General features: G+C 41.8%; 24 protein-coding genes and 1 pseudogene. 10 read left to right on the forward strand and 15 right to left on the reverse strand.

What is annotated here, in order from left to right; genetic code table 11:
• Window positions 1–8: 8 nt before the first annotated feature.
• The 8 genes from J8L98_RS18890 to hisC are packed head-to-tail and all read left to right on the forward strand — an operon-like array spanning window position 9 to window position 9,556.
• The gene (locus J8L98_RS18890) at window positions 9–743 is read left to right on the forward strand and encodes an ABC transporter ATP-binding protein (RefSeq protein WP_210997722.1); all 735 of its coding nucleotides are present in this window, start codon (window positions 9–11) and stop codon (window positions 741–743) included.
• Window positions 737–2,137, forward strand: a complete 1,401-nt coding sequence (locus tag J8L98_RS18895) for a DUF3526 domain-containing protein (RefSeq protein ID WP_210997723.1) — start codon at window positions 737–739, stop codon at window positions 2,135–2,137. Before J8L98_RS18890 ends, J8L98_RS18895 begins: the two co-directional genes overlap by 7 nt.
• Window positions 2,134–3,600, forward strand: coding sequence for a DUF3526 domain-containing protein (locus tag J8L98_RS18900; RefSeq protein ID WP_210997724.1), 1,467 nt, complete (start codon window positions 2,134–2,136; stop codon window positions 3,598–3,600). Before J8L98_RS18895 ends, J8L98_RS18900 begins: the two co-directional genes overlap by 4 nt.
• Window positions 3,597–4,949, forward strand: coding sequence for a lysine/ornithine decarboxylase (locus J8L98_RS18905; protein WP_210997725.1), 1,353 nt, complete (start codon window positions 3,597–3,599; stop codon window positions 4,947–4,949). The genes J8L98_RS18900 and J8L98_RS18905 overlap by 4 nt, the downstream gene beginning before the upstream one ends.
• Window positions 4,950–4,990: 41 nt before the next feature.
• Window positions 4,991–6,037, forward strand: coding sequence for a cysteine synthase family protein (locus J8L98_RS18910; protein ID WP_210997726.1), 1,047 nt, complete (start codon window positions 4,991–4,993; stop codon window positions 6,035–6,037).
• Between the two features lie 14 nt (window positions 6,038–6,051).
• Window positions 6,052–7,038, forward strand: a complete 987-nt coding sequence (locus tag J8L98_RS18915) for an ornithine cyclodeaminase (protein WP_210997727.1) — start codon at window positions 6,052–6,054, stop codon at window positions 7,036–7,038.
• The gene (locus J8L98_RS18920; RefSeq protein ID WP_210997728.1) at window positions 7,032–8,417 is read left to right on the forward strand and encodes an MATE family efflux transporter; all 1,386 of its coding nucleotides are present in this window, start codon (window positions 7,032–7,034) and stop codon (window positions 8,415–8,417) included. Before J8L98_RS18915 ends, J8L98_RS18920 begins: the two co-directional genes overlap by 7 nt.
• Entirely contained in the window at window positions 8,414–9,556 is a 1,143-nt protein-coding gene (gene hisC / locus J8L98_RS18925; protein WP_210997729.1) for a histidinol-phosphate transaminase, read from the forward strand. The genes J8L98_RS18920 and hisC overlap by 4 nt, the downstream gene beginning before the upstream one ends.
• A 65-nt stretch (window positions 9,557–9,621) precedes the next feature.
• Here the strand turns inward: hisC and J8L98_RS18930 are convergent, their stop codons facing one another.
• From J8L98_RS18930 to J8L98_RS18970, 9 genes and pseudogenes are all read right to left on the reverse strand, one after another.
• Complete coding sequence (locus J8L98_RS18930; protein WP_210997730.1) at window positions 9,622–10,572, reverse strand: DUF1015 family protein; 951 nt, start codon at window positions 10,570–10,572, stop codon at window positions 9,622–9,624.
• 308 nt (window positions 10,573–10,880) lie between these two features.
• Window positions 10,881–11,657 (reverse strand): hypothetical protein, encoded by a 777-nt coding sequence (locus tag J8L98_RS18935; protein WP_210997731.1) that lies wholly within the window; start codon window positions 11,655–11,657, stop codon window positions 10,881–10,883.
• Window positions 11,658–11,788: 131 nt separating this feature from the next.
• Window positions 11,789–13,300, reverse strand: a complete 1,512-nt coding sequence (locus tag J8L98_RS18940; protein WP_210997732.1) for an SH3 domain-containing protein — start codon at window positions 13,298–13,300, stop codon at window positions 11,789–11,791.
• Between the two features lie 319 nt (window positions 13,301–13,619).
• Window positions 13,620–13,946, reverse strand: a complete 327-nt coding sequence (locus J8L98_RS18945) for a YbaB/EbfC family nucleoid-associated protein (protein WP_010365021.1) — start codon at window positions 13,944–13,946, stop codon at window positions 13,620–13,622.
• A 59-nt stretch (window positions 13,947–14,005) separates the two neighbouring features.
• Complete coding sequence (dnaX, locus tag J8L98_RS18950; RefSeq protein ID WP_210997733.1) at window positions 14,006–16,402, reverse strand: DNA polymerase III subunit gamma/tau; 2,397 nt, start codon at window positions 16,400–16,402, stop codon at window positions 14,006–14,008.
• A 1-nt stretch (window position 16,403) separates the two neighbouring features.
• Complete coding sequence (gene apt / locus J8L98_RS18955) at window positions 16,404–16,949, reverse strand: adenine phosphoribosyltransferase (protein WP_192507949.1); 546 nt, start codon at window positions 16,947–16,949, stop codon at window positions 16,404–16,406.
• Window positions 16,950–17,315: 366 nt separating this feature from the next.
• Window positions 17,316–18,056, reverse strand: coding sequence for a putative DNA-binding domain-containing protein (locus J8L98_RS18960; RefSeq protein WP_210997734.1), 741 nt, complete (start codon window positions 18,054–18,056; stop codon window positions 17,316–17,318).
• On the reverse strand, window positions 18,056–18,898 hold the full coding sequence (locus J8L98_RS18965; RefSeq protein ID WP_210997735.1) for a DUF692 domain-containing protein: 843 nt from the start codon (window positions 18,896–18,898) through the stop codon (window positions 18,056–18,058). The genes J8L98_RS18960 and J8L98_RS18965 overlap by 1 nt, the downstream gene beginning before the upstream one ends.
• Before the next feature lie 56 nt (window positions 18,899–18,954).
• A pseudogene (locus J8L98_RS18970) lies at window positions 18,955–19,281 on the reverse strand (hypothetical protein); the annotation flags it as partial.
• 153 nt (window positions 19,282–19,434) lie between these two features.
• Between J8L98_RS18970 and J8L98_RS18975 the strand changes: the two are divergent.
• Complete coding sequence (locus tag J8L98_RS18975) at window positions 19,435–20,421, forward strand: tRNA-dihydrouridine synthase (protein ID WP_192507952.1); 987 nt, start codon at window positions 19,435–19,437, stop codon at window positions 20,419–20,421.
• A 35-nt stretch (window positions 20,422–20,456) separates the two neighbouring features.
• Window positions 20,457–20,810: a conjugal transfer protein TraR gene (locus J8L98_RS18980; RefSeq protein ID WP_192507953.1), complete on the forward strand. Its 354-nt coding sequence runs from the start codon at window positions 20,457–20,459 to the stop codon at window positions 20,808–20,810.
• Here J8L98_RS18980 and J8L98_RS18985 read toward each other — a convergent pair.
• From J8L98_RS18985 to J8L98_RS19010, 6 genes are read right to left on the reverse strand one after another with little or no spacing between them, the layout of a single operon-like run.
• Window positions 20,797–21,807: a hypothetical protein gene (locus J8L98_RS18985; protein ID WP_210997737.1), complete on the reverse strand. Its 1,011-nt coding sequence runs from the start codon at window positions 21,805–21,807 to the stop codon at window positions 20,797–20,799. The two genes, J8L98_RS18980 and J8L98_RS18985, sit on opposite strands and share 14 nt — an antisense overlap.
• Before the next feature lie 56 nt (window positions 21,808–21,863).
• Entirely contained in the window at window positions 21,864–23,123 is a 1,260-nt protein-coding gene (locus J8L98_RS18990; protein ID WP_210997738.1) for a tetratricopeptide repeat protein, read from the reverse strand.
• 11 nt (window positions 23,124–23,134) lie between these two features.
• Complete coding sequence (locus J8L98_RS18995) at window positions 23,135–23,749, reverse strand: energy transducer TonB (protein ID WP_192507956.1); 615 nt, start codon at window positions 23,747–23,749, stop codon at window positions 23,135–23,137.
• Window positions 23,749–24,153 (reverse strand): biopolymer transporter ExbD, encoded by a 405-nt coding sequence (locus tag J8L98_RS19000; protein WP_192507957.1) that lies wholly within the window; start codon window positions 24,151–24,153, stop codon window positions 23,749–23,751. Before J8L98_RS19000 ends, J8L98_RS18995 begins: the two co-directional genes overlap by 1 nt.
• Window positions 24,154–24,167: 14 nt before the next feature.
• The gene (locus J8L98_RS19005; protein WP_138593585.1) at window positions 24,168–24,692 is read right to left on the reverse strand and encodes a MotA/TolQ/ExbB proton channel family protein; all 525 of its coding nucleotides are present in this window, start codon (window positions 24,690–24,692) and stop codon (window positions 24,168–24,170) included.
• On the reverse strand, window positions 24,692–26,056 hold the full coding sequence (locus J8L98_RS19010; protein ID WP_192507958.1) for a MotA/TolQ/ExbB proton channel family protein: 1,365 nt from the start codon (window positions 26,054–26,056) through the stop codon (window positions 24,692–24,694). The genes J8L98_RS19005 and J8L98_RS19010 overlap by 1 nt, the downstream gene beginning before the upstream one ends.
• Between the last annotated feature and the right edge of the window lie 3 nt (window positions 26,057–26,059).

The following is a 26,059-nucleotide window of genomic DNA, read 5'->3' on the forward strand; positions in this document are numbered from 1 at the left end:
ATAAATCAATGACAACAAATCAGGACGTAATAATTGAGATCAATCAACTCAGTAAGCACTTTGGTGATTATCAAGCGCTTAATGATGTCACTCTAACGGTCAAACAGGGTGAAGTCTTAGCATTGCTAGGCCCTAACGGTGCAGGTAAAACAACCACAATTAATTGCCTTTTGGGCTTTTTAAAACCCGATAATGGGCAAGTTCGGATAGCTGGGATTGATCCTCAGCAGAATGTGGTCAATGCCAGAAAAAATTTAGCTTACATTCCCGAGCAAGTTGCGTTGTATCCACGTTTGAGTGGCTTGGAGAACTTAGTTTATTTCAGTAAAGTGGCAAAAGTTGAAAAATCTGAGCAAGAATTCAAAGCACTGTTAGAACAAGTTGCCTTGCCAGCACACGCCTTCAATAAGCCAGTCAATAGTTACTCAAAGGGCATGCGACAAAAAGTGGGCATTGCAATCGCCATTGCAAAACAAGCCAAAGCATTAATTTTAGACGAGCCTACCTCAGGCCTTGACCCCTCAGCCAGTTATGAATTTAGTCAATTAATTCAGCAACTCGCCAAACAAGGCGTTGCTATATTAATGGCAACCCATGATTTATTTAGAGCACAAGAAGATGCCCATTCAGTCGCCATTTTAAACCAAGGTCGCTTGGTCGATTATCTTAACTTTGAGCAAATACAAACTGTGCAGCTCGAGTCTGTTTATTTAAAACACATTAAGGCGGAACCGTCATGTTAATGATCACCATGAAAAAGGAATGGCTTGATTCATGGCGGCAAGGACATGCATTGTGGATAAGTTTGATTGCTTTAATGCTATTACTGATAGCTTGCGTTACGAGCTGGCAAAGCTTTCAAGTTCAATCAGCAACCAAATCAGCCGTTGCTCAGTCAGAACGTGGTCGCTGGCTAGAGCAAGGGGAAAAGGGCCCTCACTCTGCTGCGCATTACGGTGTTTATGTATTAAAACCAGAGTTACCTCTGGCCATGGTTGACCCTGGCTTACGAGACTTTCAAGGCAATGTGCTTCGATTAGAAGCCCATAAGCGTAATGACACGTTATTTCGCCCTATTCAAGATACTATTCCCATGCAACGCTTTGGCAGCTTGTCACCGTCATTTGTACTGCAAATATTATTACCCTTGTTAATCATACTGGTGGGTTACCCAGCTTTCTCAGGTGAACGTGAGCAAGGCACTTTAAAGCAGCTCCTCGCGTCAGGTTGCTCTTCAATACACCTGTTTATTGCCAAATCAGCAGCGCTATTTTCGGTTGCCGCAATTGTCCTTATTCCGCTGTTTGCATTTTTACTCTACAGCAGCATCAGCGAACAACATGCTCAAGTGTTACGCAGTGCTTTATATGCCTTGAGTTATTTAGTGTACCTGAGTACTTGGTGCGTCATGGTGGTTGCAATCTCTTGTTGGTTATCTACCGCTCGACGCACACTCATTGTACTATTAGCTCTGTGGGCAATCAGCTGCTTATTAATACCCAAAATAGCAATGACTCATGCCAGCAACCAATACCCCATTGAATCTGGTCAAGCGTTTCAATCTAAACTTGAATCTGAGGTGTATACCCCGGAGCGACAACAGGCCATTGCCCAATTCAAGCAAGAGACATTAACTACCTATGGGGTTAGCTCAACCGATGACCTACCTTTTGACTGGTCTGGTGCGCAATTACAATTCGGCGAACAGTATTCAGATAAAGTCTTTGATCGACTCTTTGGCGCGCGCTCAGAGCAGCTAAACGCACAGTTCCAATACTATCAAAGTACCGCACTATTAAGTCCATTTATCGCAATACAAACCATTTCTATGGGGCTCGCTGGTTCAGACCACACCCACCATCACAATTTTGAAGTTGCGGCAGAAAAATACCGCCGAGTAATGCAGCAAACACTGAACTTCAATCAACGCGACCATGCTCATAAAGCCACCAGCCACTACGTTGCCGATAAGCAGCTATGGCAAGCTATTCCTGAGTTTGTATATCAACCGCCCTCATTTTCTCTGATGAGCGGACATTACCTTGTTGCGCTATGCGCGCTTATTGGCTGGTTACTATTCTCTGGAGTATTGGGAAGTTACTCGCTTTACCTACTGCGCAAGGAAGTACAAAGATGAACCGATTAATTATTACCACTGAACTCAAAAACTTATGGCGCGAAAAACTCACTGTTGCGGTGCTATCTATTACCCTGATTTTTGCAGCGCTGTCTTTTTACAACGGATATCAGTTTAGTCAAGCACAGCATGCGGTTATTGACATCGCTCAGCAGGAGCAACTCAGCGCAATAGAGGCCGCACAAAATTCACTCACGCAACGCCTATCAGAGCAAGGGTCTATTAAATGGTGGGAAGACATTTATGATTTACGAGGCCAAGCTTTTTATTTGATGGTCAACTATGCCACCAAGCCGCCATTAGCAACAGCACCTATCGCGGTAGGTCAAGCTGATGTATTCCCCTACTACTTTCGGATGCTCATAAGTGAAAAGCAAAATGTGGTACAGCAATATGATTATGTAAACCCATTACAATTATTACTTGGACAATTTGATCTAGCGTTTGTGGTTATTTACATACTCCCATTGCTCATCATTGGGCTAAGTTATAATGCGTTAACGCAAGAACAGCAAACAGGTCAGCTAAGAATACTGTTATTGCAGGGGATCAATCCGCAACATTTATTAAAAAACCAGCTACTTGTCAGACTTTCACTGGTACTGGTACCATTTTTACTCTGTAGCAACAGCTTATTGCTATTGAGCAATAAAGATTTCACTATTCAAAATAGTCTGATCTTTTCCCTCATTGTCAGTCTGTATTGTCTATTTTGGAGCTATCTAGCCGGCTTTATTGTCAGTAAAGGTAAAAGTACCGCAACAAATGCGGCTATATTAGTCGCATGTTGGTTGGCATTTGTGATTATTATCCCCGCCACATTAAATACGCTGAACGGAGCAGCAAATCCAACGCCTTCGAGAATACACTACGTTGATTCACTGCGTGAGCAGGCAGACAGTGCGAAAAAAGCCAGCGAGAAAACGTTAGCTAAGTTTTTCCAAGACCATCCAGAATTGGCGTCAGCTAACGACAACCCCAGTGACTATGCCACAAAAAAAATTGCCACAATCATTGCCATTGAGCAAGCTATGCATACTTTCGATCAGGCGTTTTTACAAATTCAAGATCAACAATCTCAGTATGCACAAACATTTAAGTTACTGTCTCCAGCTACTTTAGTTTACTCGGCCTTAGTGGACTTTTCTGGAAATGGCTTAACCAGACAGCAAGACTTTATGCAAGCCGTTGCACAGCATCATCAAGCGCTGCAACAGTTCTATAAAACACAGATTGTTGCTGCCAGTCAGCGCGGTGATTTCACGCCTTGTCGTGGCTGTAATGCAAGACCAACGCTTAAAGATTTAACAGTGATCCCACAGTTTAAAAATACGGTTAACGACACGTCTTCCCCCCCTTGGTCATTAATATTATTGGTGTTGGCTATATTTGCCCTCAGCTTAAAAACCAACCAAAGAGTGATACAAATCGGCTCTGCCCAATCTCAAGAGGTACGAGTATGAGCAAGGAGCACTTTACAGCAATAACACACCCTCTGGTTGAACAATTGCTTGATACTCATAAGGAGAAAATGTTTGAGTGGGCGTACGGGCTTGGTGCCCCCCTGCATGTGCTTTTTCCGCAGATATTTGCGGAGAATGTGGCACGTATTACATCGGTACTCACAACTCATCAACTGAAGCATCAAATTCTTTATGCTAAAAAAGCCAATAAGTCTCAATGTTTTATAACGCAAAGTTGTGCATTAGGCTTAGGCGTGGATGTGGCCAGTATTGAAGAGTTTGAATTGGCGTTAGCGGGCGGGGTTTGTGGGGAGAAAATTGGGGTATCTGGACCCCATAAATCTCGCGAATTACTCACCCTTGCCATAAGACACAATGCATTGGTTGCAATTGATTCTATCAATGAACTAAAAAGCGCGATTGAGATTGTACGCCGCACCCAACATGCAACCCAGAACATGCCGATACGTATTCTACTCAGAGTACACCCCAGCAAAGACACAAACAGCCGCTTTGGTCTGGTGCACGCAGAAATAGAAGAGGCACTTTCGTACTGTGTTGAATATAAAAATCATACATTGTTACAAGGATTTAGTTGCCATTTAAGTGGTTACAATACCCAGCAAAGAGGACAAGCTATTCATTATATGTGTGACTGTATTAAGCGTGCAAACCACCTAAACTTAAACGCCGATGTGATCAACATTGGCGGCGGTTTGCCTGTCTCTTATTTGGACTCCACACAATGGCAAGATGCATTAGATTATGAATATTTTCATAAAAACAGACAGTTCAGTGGCTTCTACCCATATCACTGTGCCCAACCAGGTGCTGATGCATTGGCGCAAATTCTATTAACGCCCAACCAAGCTGGGCAAACCGCAGCTGACGCAATCAACTCGCTATCGCTCACGCTCATGCTAGAACCTGGCCGCGCCTTGCTTGATCAAGCTGGTGTCAGTCTGTTTTCTGTACAAGGTAGCAAGCCATTACACGGTACCTCAGATTGTCATATTGCAACACTTTCAGGTACCAGCTTGTCATTATCAGAACAATGGTTCAATAGTGAGTTTTTGCCTTCTCCAAGGTTGCTTTCAAAAGCCACGCCTTCGTCACCGAGCCCAGTCAGAGTTGCCTTTGGCAGCGCAACATGTTTAGAAGATGACATGATCAGCTGGCGCTATATTCCACTACCGCATTTACCAACAGGCCATGACCTTATGGTTTATATCAATACCGCTGGCTACCAAATGGACTCTAACGAATCTGAGTTTCATTCCATGCCAATACCTAGAAAAATAACAGTGAGGTGGGACTCACCAAACATACACTGGCAATTAGAGCGCTAGCCTTTCACTGACAATTTATAGACATTATAAGGAGCATATTTATGATTATAAATACGCAGGAAAACTGCACAAAAAATTCAGCAACTTCGACCTATCGCAAGGTCTCTCAAAGCATCGGCAATACACCTTTAATGGAGTTCATCGTTCTGCCAAATGGCAGTCGAATGTATTTAAAATTAGAACAATTTAACCCCACCGGCAGCGCCAAAATTCGTATGGCTAAGTCCATGCTTGATGAAGCTGAACAAAACGGCTTACTTAAACCAGGTGGCCGCATTGTTGAATCGACCTCAGGCAATACAGGTGTCGGTCTTGCTATGCTCGCCGCTGAACGTGGTTATCATTTCACCGCGTTTGTTGATAACCATGCTGCAAAGGACAAAATTAATAATATGCGTGCATTTGGTGCTGAGGTCGTTTGTGTTAGCGACGAAGGTAATGATGGCCTAGCTACCGACGTGCGTGATGCAATGGCTGAACAAGTTGCCAAAGAACAAGGCGCGCTTTGGACGGCACAGCATAACAATTTTGCCAATAGCCGTGGTTATACTGAACTGGCCAAAGAAGTTGTAAATCAAATTGGTACTGATATCACTCATCTCGTTGGCGCAGTCGGCACTGGCGGGTCATTGTGTGGCACGACTCGCGCGCTGCGCGACCTAGGTTGCCATTCGCTCACAACATTGGGCGTTGAGCCAATCGGCTCTGTCATTTTTGGCGGCCCAGGGGCCAGTTATCATCAGTCAGGTACTGGTACACCTGAAGGCGCAGAAATTGGTGCCTTAATCGAATACGACTTGATAGATCAGGGTGTCAAAGTATCAGATAAACATGCATTTAACACCGCGCGTTACCTCACAAAGCATTACGCATTAATGGTAGGTGGTTCAGCAGGTGGTGTCATATATGAAGCATTAAAATCTATCCAATCAGCCCCTGCAGGCAGCATATTTGTGGTACTTGTGTGTGATGGTGGTGAAAAGTATTTAGATACCGTATTTAATGATCAATGGATGACCGAGCATCAATTATTTGACCCCCAATTAGATCAACAACTCAGTGACCTACTGCAACAACTTAAAGCCTAAAGGAATGACATATTATGACAACTACACAAACCAACTTGCCCATACTCAACGCTGCATTACTCGAGTCACTTGCCTTTCCATATCAGCAAGTTATTGATGTCGTTGAACACGCTTTCAAAGCCATCGATCACCCCGACTCAGCCAACCCACTAAAAGTCATCATGGCCCCAGAGGATGGCCGTTCCATTGCCTATAGTATGGCAGGGCGAGATGCTTCCAGTAATACCGTCGGCTTTAAAGTCGTGTATGAGTTTGACCCTGACAGAAGTCGTGGCAATTACCAGTTCTATTCATTTATCTTTTTATGTGACGACAGCACGGGTACCCCTGTGGCATTAATGGATGTAAAAGAGCTTGGCCCTATGCGTACCTCGGCCACTTCCGCGTTATTCGCAAAAGCCGCAGCCACTTCAGACGCACGCAGCGCACTCGTCGTTGGTACTGGCGTGCAAGGTCAAATTGCTTTACCCATGTTAGTGAGCGCAATGCCACAACTCAATAAATTAGCGGTACATGGCAGTTATGAAGCGGGTATTACTAATGTTCAAAACAAACTTAAACACCACCACCCTGACTATGACGTTGAGGTTTCGAGCGACTTAGAAGCATCAGTACGACAAGCAGACATTATTCTCGCTGTGACAGGTTTATCCGCAAAAGAAAACATTAAATATGAATGGTTAAAACCCGGAGCAGTCGTCATATTAGTCGGCTATGGCATCGACAAAGACGTGTTACACAAAGCGGATAGATTGATCACCACTGATGCTGAACAAATGAAAGTCACCGGTGACGATTTACTCAATGAACAGGGCGAACTCCCTGAAGTTGATGCCACACTCACTGACATTCTCAATGGCGAAAAACCGGCTCGTAACCACCCAGACGACATTATTTTTGTCTATAACAGCGGTATGATCATTACTGATGTTGCCTTGGGTCGTGCTGTCGCTGAATTCGCTAAAGCAAGTACTCGAGTAGAGGAAGTGTCATTATGGTAGCCACATCACCCTCTATATTTGATGACCTGAAAAAGGTCAGCACACTCGCTGGCCCGCTGATATTAACCAATCTATTATATGTGGCTATCGCCACTATTGATTTGGTGATGCTAGGCATGCTCAGCCCACTCGACTTAGCTGCTGGTGGGTTAGCCATCGGTATTTTTAACCAATTTAGAACCATGGGGACTGGGGTTGTGACCGCCACTGGCAACCTTGTATCTTATGCCGAAGGCAAAGCGCAAACCGAAAAAATAACCCCTTTGCTCAATGCCAGTTTACTGATCGGTACACTCATCGGCGTTATATTTGCTTTACTCATGGCGAATATAAAACCTTTTTTGCTATTCATAGGCACACCTGAGGTGCTTGCTGAGCAAACAGAAACTTACTTAGTAGTTGCTGCGCTGGGCTTAGTGCCTTGTTTCTGGTTTCAAAGCATCCGTCATTTTAGTGTTGGCTTAAAATCACCCGGACCGCTCATGATGATCACGGGCGTATCAGTAATACTGACTGTTATATTAAACTACGGTTTTATTTTTGGTCATTTTGGCCTACCTGAATTAGGTTTTCTTGGTGTGGCGGTTGCAACCTGTATCGTGCTCTACCTATCATTTTTTCTGTTTGTGATCATTGCCTGTAAAAATCAGGTGCTCAAACCCTATATCACATGGAAAGTATGGAAAACAAACAAAGAGTCACTCTCAAAAACATGGCATATGGGCTACCCCATTGGCGCAACCTATGGCTCTGAAGCTGGCTTTTTTACCGTACTGGCCTTATTTGTCGCCACGTTAGGTATTAGTGAACTTGCAGCACACAACGTCGTGAGCCAAATTGTCTACATTGTATTCATGATAGCCGCTGGACTTTCTTCTGCATGTTCAATTTATGTCAGTGAAGCCCATGCGAAATCTGACAAAACCCATGCCAAACGTGTTGGCCACTTTGGTTTGCTATTCGGTGCGAGTATCATGGGTGTCATAGCAATTACATATGTATTACTGCCCGAATTTATTTTAGCCCCCTTTCTCAGTGCCACTGAATTACAACAATCAAATGTCGTTGCTATTGCCACTCAGCTGTTATTGATTGCGGCTGTTTTACAAGTCTTTGATGCATCGCAAAATATTGGTGTAGGCATACTCCGTGGTGTCGGTGACGTTAAAAGTGCATTTTTCTTATCGATTCTTGGCTATTGGGTTATTGGTCTGCCGGTCGCATGGCTACTAAGCAGTTATATGAACCTTGGCATAAATGGGGTCTGGTACGCACTCACTCTTGGATTGAGTGTCACCGCGTTATCACAATTATGGATGTTTAATTATCGCGTCAAAAGCTTAGACACTGCCGCTGAAATACAAGGACAACAAGCATGATAACCACGCATTCTATCGCCTTTACCGACCAGCAAGTCAGGCAAGAAGTTGCACAACTTCCCGCTTATGGCGCAGGTCAAACGTTAGTGCAAGCTGACATGCTGTATCCTGCTAAAAATATGGTGAATTTGTCTGTAAATGAAAATCCATTTGGCGCCAGCACTGCCGCGCTCAATTTGGTTCAAAGTAAGCTTAGCGACATGAGTTATTACCCAGATAGCCAATGTACTGAATTGAAAAGTACACTTTCCGCCAAGCTCAACGTACCCAGAGAACATCTGGTTATTGGTAACGGCTCAGAAGATATTCTATCTATGCTGTGTAAAGCTTTTATCAACCAGGCCGATGCTGTGTTTGTGGCCAAACCTGCCTTTGCTTTACACCCCATTTACGCCAATATGATGGGAGCCAATGTGACCAACATCCCAATGGATGAGCACTTGGACTACGATGTCACAGCGTGGGTAAGTGCCATTAAAGCACACCCTAACCTCACAATGCTGATGATTGCCAATCCTTCAAACCCTGTCGGATGCACGTTAGACGATGCTGGATTGCAAGATATTATTGATGCCTGCCCGAAAGACACTTTTATTTTAATTGACGAAGCCTATTGTGAATTCTCTAACAACAGCCATAAGTTCGCTGATAGCTTAGCAATACTCAAAAAGCAAAATCGACCCTTTGCAATACTGCGTACTTTTTCAAAAGCATATGGCTTAGCTGGGCTGCGTGTAGGATACGGTATTATGTCTGACACCCATATTGTTGATTATCTAGATCGGGTGAGAACCCCATATAATGTCAACAACCTCGCACAAGCGGCGGCTATCGCGGTACTGGAAGATAGCAGTTATTTAAACGATACCGTTGACTTGGTTAACAACGAAAGAGAGCGAGTTCGCAATGAAGCAGAATCATTTGGCTACTTTGTTGCACCAAGTCTTGCAAACTTTCTCTTTATCAATGTGCGTCAACCAGCAACGCATGTTGCAGATATATTTTTAGAAAATGGGATCATGATAAAGCCTTGGAAAGAATCTGGGTTCGAGCAATTTATACGCATTACCATTGGCCTACCAGAGCACAATGACCGCGTTATAAAGCTACTTTCAAAATTGGCCTTACACGAAACGTAAGGTACAAGAGCTCTAACTATGTGCATGATATCCATCATGCACATTCACACTGTTCACTCAATGCGTTAGGCACAATCAACTGTAATACGCTCTAATACCGCTTGTGATACGGGTTTATGTATAAAGTACGTCGACTTTTCAGGAAAGTACTCTCCATGTTGCGCCGCATTAAAAATATCAGACACTAAAGGCGCTTGAATACCAATATGCATAAATAGCCCACTGCTGTCTTTGTGACACTCTTTACTTGACTGACAATAAAGTACCTGCGGTAATGCAGCGATGGCGCAGCGAATAACACGCTGAATTTTAAGTGAGTCAGACTGATATATCTGCAATGTACTTGGGCCTACTTCGTCGTTATTAAGACAATACGGATAAGATTGACCATTTATCTGTAACATATAGTGAGGTGTGGCGTTATCAACCGTGCGTGTAATGTCATATTGACTAAAATGTTGATCAATATAGTCAACGCTCACTGGCGCTGACAAGTGTACTTGCAAAGTAAAACTATCAACCCATGCTTGAGTTTTAGAGGTGATCCATATTGGCAAGTCAATCTTATGTTTACCCGGTAAACTCGCTGCAAATACACGATGATGTCCGTCAGCAATCAGCAGCTGCTGTTGCTGTAATAACGTATTTTGCAACCTAGACTGCAACTGTTCATTGTTAATATCATACACTCGGTGTTTGCTTTTACCACGCCCTCCCACACTCGGCTCAAACCATGTTTTCACTAACGTACACTGCGAGTGCCAGTCTAATACGCTAAAATCAATATCAGCAATTAACATGCAAGGCGGTAATGTGTTAGCAGACTGCGTCAGCGACTTTCTCAAAGCCAGCGCGTGAGAGACACTCACCGCTTCATGCCCTAGCAGACGTATTGACGAGCTTCCTTCATGTGCGTCTTGATGTGAATAAAGTGCCAATATCCCTACTGCTTTATACCCATTGATATCAATTTCATAAAATGAAAAGCGTTTATCTCTATGTGGTTTAATTGCCATGTTATCATTGTATCCTTCCAAATATAGATACAATATAACATATCAAATCAATGACTGAAGATACAATTAAACGAGATCAGTGAGCCAGACTTAACCAACATTAAATGGCCTAACAGAAGACATGTGATAAATAATGAAAAAGCGCTCGTATAAAGAATAAACAAGCACCATTTAGCCCCTCTTTTGAAGGGCTAAATGGCTAAGGCAGACAAAAAACAATAGTTATTGAAGATTAATAGGAGTACCGCCACCTAGTCTATTTATAGCGCCCTCAAGCCGAGTACACTATGCCTCCACCCTTGTTATTACTATGACATAAACACCGATATTAACGTCGCCCATTGCTTTTCAAGCTCAATCAATGAATACCCTGTTTTCACTTTTACGTCTGCGCCAGCATATATTTCGAGGTAAGTACTCAGTCCAAATCGCTCAATTAAAAACTGTGTGAACGCCCCCTCTTGTAAATAAGCCAGCTTTCTACCTAACCCCGTTTTAGCACTGTGCCTGATGTTTTCAGCCTCAGCAAGGCGAATTAGCTGGCCATATTCCGTTGCTGCCACGGCAACCGCACGATAAAGGTCGTGGCCAAAATCAGGGTACTCAGGCACAGCACCAAATCTATGCTGCAAAAATACCGCAATTCCATCATCAAAGAACCTATCTTCATAGCCATTTTTCTTCTGCTTCCTATACGCACTCACAGCATAAACATGAGTCAGCTCATGAATAACGGCGAGCCCTGCGTTAGTCCCTTTAACTTTCTCTGATAATACTTCCTCAGAAAATGTTTGAAGCACTCTTTTTTCAGGTAAATGGATGGTATTCCAATCTTGATAAGGTATACGTTTTTTCTTTGAGATATAAACAATGAGCGGCTCTTTGATTGGCGTACCATGATAGCTTGTCGACTGATTCAAATAGTTCAAAACAATCGCCCGCTCTTTTTCTATTTGCGTCGCAAGTTTTGCGACTATTTCTTTAGACACATTTGCATCATATTCCACCGTGAAATTATCTGACTTATAGGTCAACCCAAATGCGTTTAAACTCAATACAGTAATTAACACCCATACAAACTTCAAAATATATTCCTTGTTGTTAACTTAATTTTAGTTATATTAAACACATACCAATACGTCATAAACAGTCTAATCAGCGTTATTTCTTTGCAAAAGAAAGTAGGCGGCATGCTCGGGATTGAGAGGATTTTTCTTCACAGCTGCTTCATCCACACTTTTCTTATTACACACCGAGCACCGACACAAATTACGTTCTCATCTATCCCTAGCAACCTAAGTTTAATATTGTTATTTATATCAAGTTGTGAAATTCGGTTACGCTCTAGACCGATAATTTCTAACTCAAGATTGTTACTGAAATCAATATTCTCAATTTTATTTCTATCTAGTACTAGCTCTATCAGACTACTATTTTCAGCTAAGTCAATCTTTGTTAGCTGGTTAACATGCGCTCTAAACCTCTTCAGTTCAGAATTATTGCTCACATCTATTTCAGCTAACGCATTAAACCCAAGAAATAAACTGACCAACTTTTTATTGTTTTCTACATTTATTCTTTCCAGCGCATTATGCTCAGCATAAAAAAAGACTAATTCAACATTATTAAAAACGTCTATTTCATTAAGAAAATTGTTATTCGCAAGAATCGACGTTAACTCTAAATTATTTCTAACATTAAGTTCCTGAAGCTGATTACTTTCAACGATTAAAGTCTTGAGGTTTTCATTCAAGCTCAAATCCACCTCAGCGATATTGTTATTACTGATATCTAGATTATTTAGTTTTAGGTTTTTACTAACATCAAGTGTTGTAAGCTCGTTATACTCTGCGTAAAATTCAACTAAATGAACGTTATTTGTTATATCTATTTTTTGCAGGTTGTTGTTGCCTACTGATAAATTTTTAAGCCGTTGATTCCTATATAGTTCAATATCAACAAGTTCATTATAAGTAACAGACAATTCTACTAACTCAGGATTTTCCGTCACGTTTACAGACGAAAGTTGATTTACTGAAAGGTCTAATACTTCTAATCTAATATTATGTTTAGTGTCAATTTCTTTAATCTGATTACCGCTTAATCTGGCTTCAATAAGTAAACGTAAAAATTCTATACCGCGAGTTGATTCAATTTTTCTTCGTGCACAATTTATACTTGTAACATCTGAAGCCCGGGTGTGATTTTCACTTAAGCATTTTAAGAAGTTAGGATCTGCGATTACATCTTTTAAAAGTGGGTTGGTATCTTTTGCATACTTTGTATGTATATATGCTGGTTTAGCGTCATACCATAATTTGGCCCACATCCCTTCTTTCGCTTGTAATGCCCACAAAGATTTTTCAGGAGCCACGCCTATTTTCTGCGTATATTTGTTGCTACTTTCTCTGACATTAACATGGCCAGTCTCTGTATTCATAATTTGAACACATTGCCCCGATACAGACTTTAAGTAACCCTTTCTATAGACCCAATATTGTTTATTTTTAAACCAAACACGACTCCAATTTCCTTGCTGTTCAGTTTCAACATATTGTTGCCCAACCTGCAAATATCCTATTTTCTTACTATTCTTAGTTGGCATTGAACGTACATTAACGTTTTTTGCTACTTCCATGATAGAGCACTGTAAATCTGTACTCGCTGCAACAGCTGCATTGCCAAAAAGAATACAAATACAGAGCAACCAAACACACTTAAAATTCATAAACTGCCTCTTCCATAAAGTCAAAAATCGACATATGATATTTTAAAAATATCACCATGTGAAATTAATTATTCAATCTTATTAAGTTAAAGTTCAGTCTTTAGAATAGTCCGCTCTCAAGTTGTAAATCAAGAAGATAAGATATACCGAGGCTATTGCTAAGTAACAATGCATACGTTCAAAGCACTAAACTATATGCAGACTGCAATAATGAATCAAACCCTAATACAGAAGCATGTTTTTTATGAACCTTCCTCTACTAAAATAACCTACAAAAAAACCCAAGCATTAGCTTGGGCTTTCATATCAATCCAAATTATTAAAACGGCATTTTCATACCAGGTGGTAATTGCATACCGCCTGTTACGTCGGCCATTTTCTTCTCTGACGCTTCACCTACACGACGTACTGCGTCATTCACTGCTGCTGCCAGTAAATCTTCAATCATATCTTTGTCGTCTTCCATTAGGCTCTCATCAATTTCAACACGACGTACATTGTGGCTACCTAACATAGTCACTTTAACTAGGCCAGCACCGGCTTCACCTGTTACTTCTAAATTTTTAATTTCGTCTTGGGCTTTTTGCATGCGCTCTTGCATTTGCTGCGCTTGCTTCATCATGTTACCCATTCCACCTTTAAACATAAACTTTCTCTCTTACATCAAATCAAAACTGGCTAAAAGATAAGGGCTATTGTAACGAATTACAACGCCTGAATCGTATTTTCATCAATGATCGCAGCAAATTCTTGTACGAACTGCACGACATTCTCGTCTTGGTTAATAACATCCACAGCTTGCTGGTAGCGCTGTGCGTCTATTTTTTGCTGAATCAAAAACGGGGAATCTATTACGCCTGGGGCAAACACAATGTCTACCTCAACTTCATACCCGTATATTTCACTTAATGAAGCAATCAATTTCTGTCGTAAAATTGCGCTGTCTAAGTGTTGCTGAGACGCATCTACATCCAACTTAATACTGTTATTTTCTTTATTAAAAATAGAATGTAACGCAAATTGTCGCATTCTACCACCAAGCCCCATTCGCTTAATTAAATGTGCCCATTCATCTTGTTGATGAGCAAAACGAATATCACTAATTGGACTGGTAAAATCTTCAGGTATTTCGACTACTTGAGCAGCTGGTTCTGGTTGCTCTGCCTTTTTCACTGGCGCTATTTGCTCTAATAGTTCCGGTGCTAAATTTTCAGTTTTCGCTTGATGCTTTTGCGCAAACGGAATTTTCTTTTCAGGTTTTTCAACAGTAACCGCGCGTTTATGCTCGTGTGTATGCGGCGCACTATGCGCCGTCGGCTTTTTTGGCTCTTCGCCTTTTGGCTGTAAGAGTTGCCCTGCCCCAGAAATATTGCGATTTTGCAATATTTTAGCAATTGCCGAATTCGCATTCGCTTGCTTAGCTTGTAAGGAATCACCCTCTACCTGAGGCACTGTAGACGATTGAGTATTGCTATTGTCTGCAGGCTGCTGAGTACTCTGGGTATTTTGAGATTCACTAAACCCTAGCTCAACCGCTTGCGACATTAGCTCGCTGTATTCATTTGCAATATTCTGTTCTGCACTGTGTTCAGCGGGCTGGTCATTATTCTGTCCAATAAATGCCTTATCCAGCGCAGGGGTGGCTGCAAAGCTTTCAACTACGTCAGGTGCATTAGCTGACAACTCTGGAGAGTGCATATCAACTGTATTAACATTGTTAGATGTTGCTGATTCAAAAGCCGCAGCCTGGTTAACCGAGGTGTGCTCTATCACGCCATGTTCAGCGATTGCAGGTGCAGTGACTTCATGCTGTGGTTGTTGCTCTGCTGTTTGCTGTTTCGTATGCTGATCAACTTGTGACTGTATTACTTGAGATGCTGCTTGAGAGTCGGATACAGAGGGCTGTGGTGGTTGGCTTTGTTGTTTTGCTGGCTTATTAAATAACGCACGTAAATCACCTACCTTTGACTTACTTGTTGTGACGTGTTCTGTGGATGGTGTGCTTGATTGTGATATATCACTTTGTTCAAACGCCAACAAACGTAGCATCACCATTTCAAAACCCAGTTTTTGCTCTGGCGCCCATTTTAAGTCTTTTTTACCATTGAGTAATAATTGGTAAAATAGTTGTACTTGATGTGCATCAGTTTGCTGCATAATAGCGAGAACATCAGCTTCTTCAAATTGACTAAATTGCACGGCCTGAGGCACAAGCTGCGCTAATTGGATCACATGACATAGCGCAATTAAATCATCTAGCACACTAATGAAATTGCCATTTTTTACAGCTATATTTGCGACTTCAGTGAGTAATAACTCGCCGTCTTGACATAAAACAGCTGACAATAAGAGTAAAGCATGGCGGCTGTCCATCAGTCCGAGCATTTGTTGGACTGCAACCACATTTAAGTCACCATTGGTTTGTGCTATAGCTTGGTCTGTTAAACTGAGGCCATCTCGCATACTGCCATCGGCTGCTTTGGCCAATATTTGTAACGACTGCTCGTCAAAGGTCACGTTTTCTTGCGGTAAAATGTGCTCTAGTTGAGCAGTGATTTCACCTTGAGACAATGCATTTAAATTAAATTGCAAACATCGCGATAAAATCGTGACTGGCAACTTTTGTGGATCGGTTGTCGCCAATAAAAACTTAACGTGCTCGGGAGGCTCTTCAAGCGTTTTAAGCAATGCATTGAAACTATGCTTTGACAGCATATGTACTTCATCTATTAGATAAACCTTATATCGGCCTCTTGTCGGTGAATATTGTACATTGTCTAAAATTTCCCGTGTATCTTCTACTTTTGTGCGTGACGCTGCATCGATTTCAATGAGGTCAATAAACTTACCAGCTTCGATATCTTGGCAGCTACTGCACTGTCCACACGGATTAGACGTGATCCCTTGATCACAATTAAGGCTTTTTGCAAAAATACGGGCGATGGTCGTTTTACCAACGCCTCGGGTCCCAGTGAATAAATAAGCGTGGTGCAACCTTTGCTCATTGAGTGCATTGACCAGTGCTTGCTTTACATGCGCTTGGCCAACTAATTGATGAAAGGTTTGTGGACGCCACTTTCGAGCTAGGACCTGATAACTCATATTATTCGCCTTCGTACTCGACCAACGTAAACACGTTAATACCAAGTTCTTTAATACGCTTCTCGCCACCAAGGCCCGGTAATGAGATAACAAACGCGCCATCCGTTGCCTTACCGCCTAAGCGCTCTACCAATTTAGCGGTTGCTTCAATTGTGCCACCTGTTGCTAGTAAGTCATCAACTAAGAGTACTTTATCACCCTCTACGATTGCATCGGTATGTAACTCTAAGGTGTCTTCACCGTATTCTAATTGGTAAGATTGACTGATCACTTCACGTGGTAATTTGCCTGGCTTACGTACTGGAATAAATGGAATACCTAATGCGTACGATAAAGGTGCACCAAAAATAAAGCCGCGGGATTCTGTCCCTATTATTTTTGTAAACCCTTGCCCTTGATATTTCTCAATAAAGCAATCGATGGTTGCTTTAAGTGCTTCAGGGTTAGCGAGTAGCGTTGTTACATCGCGAAACATGATCCCAGGCTTAGGGTAATCTGGAATAGTTACAATACTGTCTGCAATTAAAGACAAATTAGCTTTCGTCATAATAAGGAACTTTGTTAAATAAATTATCAAAGAAGTGATTATAACAAGAATGGCTGAACATGAAATGCCCGTTGCTATGTTTATCAAATTAATACGTTTGAGTGCTCAAACAAACAACAAAAAAGGCTGCACATTGGCAGCCTTATGATATAAACAATGTGATTGGGTTTATGCGCTTAGGCTGATCCAACCTAAAATCCCATTTAAACACCCTACCACTGCAAACACCGCTAAAAATGCAAAAAAATATGTTGCATTAAATGGGTCTTTGAAATCACCTTCAGACATAGTAATTACCTTAATTTTTAGCACGACAAAACGCAGCACATGATAATCGATCTACTATAGTCAATAAAGATGTAAATGTTAGTTTTTTGACGCAACAACTCCTAATTCGGCCATTGCACTGAGTGTTTGTTGTGCACCTACACTTAGCTGTTCATACGTAAACTGAGGAACCTGAGTCAACACTGCTTCAACTAACTTGGGCAGTACAATCCCTGGGTTTTGTTCTAACTCGTTTAGCAGTAAAGCCGTCATCGGATTAGAAGAAATAAATGCCACCTCTTCATCTGCGTCCCGATATACCACAAAGTAATGGGGTTGCTCACTTGGCTGTTGTGGCACGAATTCCTCACTAATTTGATGAACCGCAAAGGTATAACTTAAATTACGGGCGGTGTCTTTTAAGTATAAAGGCTGCGTCTGCCAATCACTTATTGCACAATAATTGTCTGAACTTAGGCACACAGATACGTCAAGCTCTACCCATTCATAGTGCGCTAGCTCCAGCATAAAGACAGGGTCGTTCGGTGTCAGCTCATAACTATGCTGTAAAAACGATAAAAATTCTTGGCTAATCTCCAAAAAATAGGGGCTCTGACAGTTATGTACAGTAAAAAATTGGCGTACTAATGCCAGCCAATCTTTACGTTCATACAGGCTTTTTAATACCGGAAACGCCGACGCAACAAAACCTTCAATATTATTAAAAAACAGTTCGTTATAAATTTTTATTCGCCGTTCTGACACACCTTTTGGCCGAGCAACTAATTCAGGGTTTCGAATGTGGGCCATAAATGCTTGTTGCACTTCAGCAAATGACATTATGCAACCCCTTTCGTATTAAGTTGTGCTTGGGCCTGCAAGCTGTGAATTTGATTTAATTCTCCCCTAAGCTCTACAATGTCGGGAATATTAAAGTCGCGTTCTAGTAAAGTGGGAAATACACCATGATATTGGTATGTTTTATCCAATAAGTCCCAAACCGGATCACAAACCGGTGCGCCGTGTGTATCAATAAGTAAATCTTCTGCTTCTACAAAGTGCCCTGCCACATGCCCATACGCTATGCGTGCTTGCGGCATTGCACGCATGAATTCAAGCGCATCATATTGATGGTTTACGCTATTAACGTAAATGTTATTTACATCTAATAACAAGTCACAGTCTGCTTCTTCTAAAACAGCTAAAGTAAAGTCCTGCTCTGACATCTGTTGACCCGGCGCTGCGTAGTACGAGACATTTTCTATTGCAATAGTTCGCTCTAAAATATCTTGTACCTGCCGAATACGGCTCGCAACATGTGTTACCGCCTCCTCAGTAAAGGGAATAGGCATTAAGTCGTACATATGCCCGCTACCGGAACAGTAGCTAAGATGCTCACTGTAAAGCAGAATATTATGCTCATCAAAAAATGCTTTTAACTCTTTAACAAAAGCAACATCAAGAGCATTCGGTGACCCTAAAGACAGTGATAAACCATGACAAATAAACTGATGCCGCTGTGTTAATTGTTTAAACTGGCGACCAAACTTACCTCCCATCTTAAGCCAGTTTTCTGGTGCCACTTCAAAAAACTGCGCCTCAGACGGTGGAGAAAGTAAAAAGTCATCTAACATCTCTCGCCTTAAACCAAGGCCGACTTTTCCTAATTGGGACTGCAGCATCTTTTCTCCTTAAATGGGGCAGCCAGCGCTACCCCAGTGTTAATTTCTTAGTGTGAACCACCACATTTGCCTTCACCACACTTACCTTCTTTTTTACCTTTTGCGTCGCCACCACATTTGCCTTCGCCGCACTTACCTTCTTTTTTACCTTTTGCGTCGCCACCACATTTGCCTTCGCCGCATTTACCTTCTTTTTTACCTTTTGCGTCGCCGCCACATTTTCCTTCGCCGCATTTACCTTCTCCAGCGTCTAACTGGTATCCCGCAGTCATTGTTTCAAATGCAAATGGGTTAGCGCTCGCCTCTGGAGCAGCTAAACTCGCAGTACCTACAACAACCGCACCTAGTGTTAATGCAATAGAGTTTTTCTTAATTGTGTTCATGCTGGATTCTCTCTGTGAAATAATTGATTCATTGAATAGACCATATGCCCTACTAAAATCTTTCACTAAAAACTCAAAAAAAGCAAATTTGTACTTAGAAACTTCTACAGAGTCGTTTAAAATGGCCGCCCTTTTGCTGTATGAAGTAACCTGATGAAACTAGTGTTAGCCCCTATGGAAGGCGTCGTCGATTTTAAAATGCGCCAGTTATTAACTGACATTGGCGGCTTTGATCTATGTGTCACCGAGTTCATTCGCGTTGTCGACCTAACGTTTCCACGACGCGTTTTCACTCGTTATTGCCCTGAGTTGCTCAATAAAGGTAAAACACGCGCTGGCACACCCGTTCGTATTCAGCTACTAGGGCAGGTACCACATGCTTTGGCGAATAATGCCCGAAAAGCCGTTATGCTCGGCTCTCATGGCATTGACTTAAATTTTGGTTGCCCAGCTAAAACGGTCAATAAAAGTAAAGGTGGGGCTGTTTTACTCAAAGAACCAGAGCAAATGTATCAAATCATCAAAGCCGTACGTGACGCAGTACCAAGCGAACATCAAGTGAGTGCTAAGATCCGACTGGGTTTCGATGATGACAGTAACAGCAGCGAGATTATTGATGCCGTTGAAAGTGCTGGCGCATCTAGTTTAGCGATTCATGCCCGAACCAAAAAAGATGGCTACAAACCACCTGCTTATTGGGAAAAGATCCCTCCCTTATTATCAAGGCTCTCAATACCAGTTGTCGCAAATGGAGAAATTTGGCAAGTTGAAGATGCTTTCTTGTGCCAACAACGCAGTGGTTGTAAAGATTTGATGTTAGGCCGAGGTGCGCTTGCAACACCTGATTTAGCGGCAAAAATTAAAGCTAAAATGCAAGGATATGACTATACTCCGCTACAATGGGAGCATATTATTTATCATATACTGCACTCATCTATGCACCAAGACCCAGCGTCTAACGAGAAATACTTTTCATCCAGAACAAAGCAATGGTTAGGCTATTTGAAGCGTCAATACCCACAAGCCCATGAGTTATTTGATGAAATAAAAACCTTAAAAGCCAAACAAGATGTTGTGAATGTGTTAGAAAAATACGCAAAACAGCCAAGTATTGATTCAAATCATAATATAATTGACTAAAGCTGATGATAATAGTTGTTCACAGGAGAGCAACTATGAATACAGAACAAACTGGAAACTATCAACTTCAATTGAAGAATGAGCTTGAGTTCGTTCGCAATCGGTTTTTATTGGAACTAAAGCAATCAAAGCATCCATATACAGGGGAGCTCGCGCTAGTATTAGAACAAAACGCGCCCGCAGATTGGCTTGACCTTATTGCAAGTAAAGTGACTCCTGAACAATTTCCACGTTACCAACGGTTAGTGCAATTAGAAGCCGCGCTGTGCCAAATCGACATTGGTCAATTTGGCTATTGTTGTGACTGTGAAGTACCACTAACGTACGAAGAACTCAAAAAAGATGCGGCTACTCAGCGATGCCATCAATGCCAATCTAAAGTGAGTTAAAGCCAGCGATGTTCGCCAAAGAGAAAATACTGCCTGGGTATAAGAGCACACTTTCAATCAGTGCCGCTGTTTGCTCATCAACGAGTTTTATCCGCGCTTGCAAAGTAACACTCGCCTGCTTGTGTGACCAACCTTGATAATGAATCCCGAGGTCAATCTCCATTAATGCCAAAATCAAGTGCTTTGTATCTGGTTTAATACTGAATGCGCAGTGGCGTGCCGTTTCAGGTAAATTGATATAACTATCAATCCAATTTAACCCATTTATCAGCTGGCAGTGCGCTTGTAAATAGTGCAGTGTAAAATGCCTTCCAGTATTATCATCGATATCAATCAAACTCTTTTTTCCTTGGCTCGCCAATGCTTGTTGAACTACATTGAGCGTTTTACTAGGTGCCTTAGTAAGGCCATAGTAGTAATTTAGCTTACTTTGATACCATTCCTTACCATTTGGCAATTGATACAAACCTAGAGCTGTTCTGGGCTTATATGTGTCTAAATACGTTTCCAACGAAACTATTGATCCTACCTGAGGCGTTGTCGTCGTGATATATTGCAATAGCCTGTCACGTTCATAGCGAGATAAATAAATTTTACTGCCTATCGCTTGCTGCAATCGCGTCTGTACTAAGTGTGACCACGCAGCTAATTTTTCATTGTTAGTGCCTAAGTTCTCGAGCATATTGACTTGCACAGGCCAAGGTAAAAAACGCTCAGGGTAGCGCTCCTGAATTTGAAGAAATTCAAGTTCTTGTTGCTGTGTTTGCGTCAACACATCAACAGCAACCGATCCATACAAATGATGCCGGCGCGCTAAGTAAGCCTCACTAAATGGTAACGTAATGATGTCATCCGTCTTTGTATGGCCATCAAGCACGCGATTGTTCGCTTTAAGCTCATTGCGTACATCATTAAAAGACAAAGACGCAGGTGTATGAGCATCACAGCCAACTAACAGCATCAAGGTTGTTAAAAGGTAAGTAATTTTAGGGTTCATAATATTATCGTATTAAAACAGAGCCAATAAAAAAGCCCCTTTCGGGGCTTCTATTTCTAGATTTTAACGCCTTTGCGTTCTGCCTTGTCTTTAATAAACGTAGCCCAACCTCTTGCAAACTTGCGAGTTCTAGGATCTTCTTGTGCTTTAACAATAGACTGGTATGCTTTTTTGTATTTTTCTTGATACAAATAAGCTTCAGCCAAGTCTGAGTATGTCATCCCTTTCTTATCAGTGCCTAATTCTAGTGCCTTATTCAGTTTTTTAACTGCAGCACTATATTTTTGCTTAGAAAGTAAAAGACTACCCGCTTTCCTATAAAGTTCAGCATCATCGTCAAACTTTGCTGCTTCTTCATAGTACTTAGCTGCACTAATCAAGTTTTTAGCTTGGTGAAAGTAACTTGCAACCGCCGTTACATTCTTTTTAACACGCTCAATCTTCCCTTCTTTGATTGCTTTTTCAAACACAATCGCCGCTTTATAAGGAATTTCGTTTAAAGAATAGTAACTACCTAAGATCTTGTAGTGGTTTTCTTTTTCAAAATAGCCTTTTTTATACGCTATTTCCATCACAGTCTGCCCTTTACTATATTGTTCAGTCTGCATGTAAAAAGAACCCAAACGAGTCCACATCTGCGGATCTTCAGGGAATAACTTAACGAGAGTTTCACCAACTTTAACTGCTTCTTGATACTGCTTAAGCTCAAAGAACGCCCCAATCTTTATCATATGATATTGTTTGTTAGGTTCTTTTTCTAGCTCAATAGCTTTATCTGCAGGCTCAACAACTTTGTTGTATTGCTTAAGTTCATAATAACCCTGAGCAATACGCGCATACACTTTACTGTCTTCTTCTCCAGTAAAGTCCATCCAGTCATTGTACGATTTAATCGCATCGTTAAACTTACCAGTACCAGCTAATAAATCACCTAGTAACTTATATAAGTCAGCTTGATCTTTGAAGTTCAGTGCATCAGGCGCAATTGCTAAACGACCATATTTGATCGCTTCAGCATAGTTCTCTTTTTGCGCATACATGCTACCTAGATAGCGATTAACCGTTGCTTTATCAAAATCACTTGAAGGCTCCAGCTCTTTCAGCAATGCGATTGCTTCATCAACTTTATCTTCGTTGTACAAGTCAAAAGCTTTAACCACTTTTTTACCTGTACGTTCACCCATGATTTTGGTTTTGGCGTTTTTACGTTCTTCAATCTTAGCATAATCAGGTGCTGCAACAGCAGCTGTGCTGTAAACAGTACCCGATAAAGACATAAGTAAAGCAAGAGCTGTAGCTTTCTTTAAGTGCGTCATTTCTTGCCTCCTTAATCTTGGTTAAGTTTAAAGTCAAGTTGAACAGTTAACCCTGGCTGTACCAGTGGCTTTCCATCAACAATTTTAGGTCGGTATTTCCACTTACGTAACGCTCTAATCGCTTCTCGATTAAATATACGCTTTGGCTCTGCGGCAATAACTTTTACGTCATCAACGCCACCAAGCTCGTTAATTGTAAATGAAAGTTGTACCCAACCTTCTTTACCATCACGCGCAGCTTGTGTTGGGTACTTAGGCTCAATTCGAACGATAGGTGTAGCATCACCATCGCGTCCAAATGCACCAGGACCACTAAGACCACCAGCTGTTCCCCCTAAGTTGATGCTAGGCATGTTAAAGCCAATAGCACCTGCTGCAGGGTTTGCATTTTCAGGTTGAGGCGGCTGCGGTTTAGGCGGCTGCTTCGGTGGAGGTGGCGGTGGAGGCGGAACACGTTTCCGCTCCTGCACCTCTGATTCAGGCGGATTCGTCAAAATTTCGACAACTATCTGCTCTTTTTGCTCATTTGATCTATCGGCACCGCCGGAGATCAAATAAGACATAAAAAAGAACAAGCCGAAAGTAACTGCCCCACCTGCAATCAGTGAAAACAGAAAACGAATCATTACTTAGCTCCAGCGATTGAAATCTTAAGGCCGTCATCAGTCGCCTTGATTTGGTCCATTACCTTCACAACTACACCGTGTTTAGCACCTTTATCCGCTTGGATAATGATGGTTTCAGTCGGTTGTTCAGCAATGATACTTTCAAGGTTCGCACTAACACGCTCAACATCTACTTGACGCTTATCCATCCAAATCTCACCATTTTCACGGATAGCGATAAAGACATTAGCATTCTTGGTCTGTTGAGCTTGAGCAGCCTTAGGCTTCTTAACTTCAATACCTGCTTCTTTCACGAAAGAAGTGGTAACGATGAAGAAGATCAGCATGATGAATACGATGTCTAGCATCGGTGTCATATCTACTGCTGCTTCTTCGTCTTCACGAAAACGTTGTTTACGTGCCATATTTATTTCTCTCTCTAGTGATGTGGCAGACTGTCCACAAGGCTTGCTTTAGCCATTTTCGCTCTTGCTTCAAGGCGAGTGCTAAAGAAAACACCTGACAGTGCCGCAACCATTCCAGCCATCGTTGGTACCGTTGCCATTGAAATACCTGATGCCATCAAACGTGCGTTACCAGTACCTTGGGTAGCCATAGTTTCAAAAACTGTGATCATACCTGTTACGGTTCCTAGTAAGCCTATTAATGGACACATAGCTACCAATGTTTTGATAATCAACATACGCTCATCTAATTTCTCAGACGCTTCAGAAATCCATGCATCACGAATTCTGTGTGCGTACCAAGACGTTGTGTCTTGGCGGGCGTCCCACTTAGCTACAATATCCGCTTTCATTCTCGGGTATTCAGCAAGTAGGAACCAATAGCGCTCTATCATTAAAACCCACATAAGAAAGAGTGCTATCGCGACCACGTATAATACTTGGCCGCCTGTGCCAACAAAATCCCTGATAGATTCCCAGGTCTCCATCAGGACTAGCATTAGGCTTTCTCCTTCTCCGCATGTGCTGCAACGATGCCAGCACTTTGCTCGTCAAGGATATGTAGTACAGATTTACTACGACCTGAAACGATAGCGTGTAATAGGATTAGAGGTAGAGCAGCAATCAGACCTAGTGCTGTAGTTACTAGCGCTAGAGAGATGTTACCTGCCATGATTTTCGGGTCACCAGTACCAAATAACGTGATTGATTCAAACGTCATGATCATACCTACAACCGTACCTAGTAGACCTAGTAAAGGTGCAATAGCTGCAAGAATCTTGATAATGTTGATCCCAGCTTCTACACGTGGTGTTTCACGTAAAATAGCTTCATCAAGCTTAAGCTCAAGGTTTTCAACGTCTTGGTTCTTGTTATCTTGGTAAACTTTCAAGATACGACCAAGCGGGTTATTTGCGTTAGGTGTATTGATGTTTTTCATTTGCGCTTTCATTTTGCCGCCAACGATCATTAAATCAATAAAGCGAACTAGCGCTAACAACGCACCAATAATAAGTAATACAGTAATGATATAACCAACTGTATCACCCTGATGCCAACGCTCTTCAACTGTTGCACGCTGTGTGTTCAAACGTAAAATTGAACCACGAGTCGGGTCAACATAAAACTTAGCATATGAACCAGCTGAAGTACCTAGTAGTTCATTAACTTGATTTAGTACGTATCCATCAGGTTGTTTACCTAAAGGTACGATTGCTTTATTTGCCGCATCGTATAGTACATAACCGTCTTTCGTTACAAGGTTGAAGTTACCAACACGAGTTACTTGCTTAACCTTCACTTCACCACTCAACTCAGCAACTTGCGCTTCAAAAGTAGAAACTTTTGCAGACTCAGTCATCTCAGTTTGGAAAGCAATCCAAAGCTCTTCTAACTCACGAGTAGTCGGAAGCTCTTTTGCCGCCGCTAATGAACGAAGTACTTCAGCACGACCTGGTTTTTCAGCACTCACTAAAGACGCTTCAATTGAACCAATTGCTTCTGATGCAGAACGACGAACAACACCGAACATCTCACCAAGCGTACCCGTTGCATTGTTTAGTTCAACTTCTTTCTCAGCAAGTGTAATTTCGTTTTGCTTGAATTCTTTGTTTAAACGAACGCCACGTGCTTTTTCAGCAGCTAGTTCGCGCTTCGCTTTGTTAAACAAAGCTTGCTTATCAGCACGTGCTGATAAGAACTCTTGCTCACGTTTCTTGTTGATATTACCTTCAGAAATACGCGACTGCTTAACTTCTTGAAGGATTTTGTCTAGTGCTTCTGTGTTTGCATGTGCGTTAAGCGCGGCACCTGCAGAAACAGATAGTGCTGCAGCAACTGCAAAACCTTTAAATAGTTTCTTCATTTT

The sequence above is a fragment of the Pseudoalteromonas sp. MMG013 genome (genome assembly GCF_018100885.1).
GTDB lineage: Bacteria > Pseudomonadota > Gammaproteobacteria > Enterobacterales > Alteromonadaceae > Pseudoalteromonas > Pseudoalteromonas aurantia.

Excerpts from the sequence above, each read along its gene's own strand:
- J8L98_RS18890 (WP_210997722.1), top strand. The coding sequence starts at position 9 with ATGACAACAAATCAGGACGTAATAATTGAGATCAATCAACTCAGTAAG.
- J8L98_RS18895 (WP_210997723.1), top strand. The coding sequence starts at position 737 with ATGTTAATGATCACCATGAAAAAGGAATGGCTTGATTCATGGCGGCAA.
- J8L98_RS18900 (WP_210997724.1), top strand. The coding sequence starts at position 2,134 with ATGAACCGATTAATTATTACCACTGAACTCAAAAACTTATGGCGCGAA.
- J8L98_RS18905 (WP_210997725.1), top strand. The coding sequence starts at position 3,597 with ATGAGCAAGGAGCACTTTACAGCAATAACACACCCTCTGGTTGAACAA.
- J8L98_RS18910 (WP_210997726.1), top strand. The coding sequence starts at position 4,991 with ATGATTATAAATACGCAGGAAAACTGCACAAAAAATTCAGCAACTTCG.
- J8L98_RS18915 (WP_210997727.1), top strand. The coding sequence starts at position 6,052 with ATGACAACTACACAAACCAACTTGCCCATACTCAACGCTGCATTACTC.
- J8L98_RS18920 (WP_210997728.1), top strand. The coding sequence starts at position 7,032 with ATGGTAGCCACATCACCCTCTATATTTGATGACCTGAAAAAGGTCAGC.
- hisC (WP_210997729.1), top strand. The coding sequence starts at position 8,414 with ATGATAACCACGCATTCTATCGCCTTTACCGACCAGCAAGTCAGGCAA.
- J8L98_RS18930 (WP_210997730.1), bottom strand. The coding sequence starts at position 10,572 with ATGGCAATTAAACCACATAGAGATAAACGCTTTTCATTTTATGAAATT.
- J8L98_RS18940 (WP_210997732.1), bottom strand. The coding sequence starts at position 13,300 with ATGAATTTTAAGTGTGTTTGGTTGCTCTGTATTTGTATTCTTTTTGGC.
- J8L98_RS18945 (WP_010365021.1), bottom strand. The coding sequence starts at position 13,946 with ATGTTTAAAGGTGGAATGGGTAACATGATGAAGCAAGCGCAGCAAATG.
- dnaX (WP_210997733.1), bottom strand. The coding sequence starts at position 16,402 with ATGAGTTATCAGGTCCTAGCTCGAAAGTGGCGTCCACAAACCTTTCAT.
- apt (WP_192507949.1), bottom strand. The coding sequence starts at position 16,949 with ATGACGAAAGCTAATTTGTCTTTAATTGCAGACAGTATTGTAACTATT.
- J8L98_RS18960 (WP_210997734.1), bottom strand. The coding sequence starts at position 18,056 with ATGTCATTTGCTGAAGTGCAACAAGCATTTATGGCCCACATTCGAAAC.
- J8L98_RS18965 (WP_210997735.1), bottom strand. The coding sequence starts at position 18,898 with ATGCTGCAGTCCCAATTAGGAAAAGTCGGCCTTGGTTTAAGGCGAGAG.
- J8L98_RS18975 (WP_192507952.1), top strand. The coding sequence starts at position 19,435 with ATGAAACTAGTGTTAGCCCCTATGGAAGGCGTCGTCGATTTTAAAATG.
- J8L98_RS18980 (WP_192507953.1), top strand. The coding sequence starts at position 20,457 with ATGAATACAGAACAAACTGGAAACTATCAACTTCAATTGAAGAATGAG.
- J8L98_RS18985 (WP_210997737.1), bottom strand. The coding sequence starts at position 21,807 with ATGAACCCTAAAATTACTTACCTTTTAACAACCTTGATGCTGTTAGTT.
- J8L98_RS18990 (WP_210997738.1), bottom strand. The coding sequence starts at position 23,123 with ATGACGCACTTAAAGAAAGCTACAGCTCTTGCTTTACTTATGTCTTTA.
- J8L98_RS18995 (WP_192507956.1), bottom strand. The coding sequence starts at position 23,749 with ATGATTCGTTTTCTGTTTTCACTGATTGCAGGTGGGGCAGTTACTTTC.
- J8L98_RS19000 (WP_192507957.1), bottom strand. The coding sequence starts at position 24,153 with ATGGCACGTAAACAACGTTTTCGTGAAGACGAAGAAGCAGCAGTAGAT.
- J8L98_RS19005 (WP_138593585.1), bottom strand. The coding sequence starts at position 24,692 with ATGCTAGTCCTGATGGAGACCTGGGAATCTATCAGGGATTTTGTTGGC.
- J8L98_RS19010 (WP_192507958.1), bottom strand. The coding sequence starts at position 26,056 with ATGAAGAAACTATTTAAAGGTTTTGCAGTTGCTGCAGCACTATCTGTT.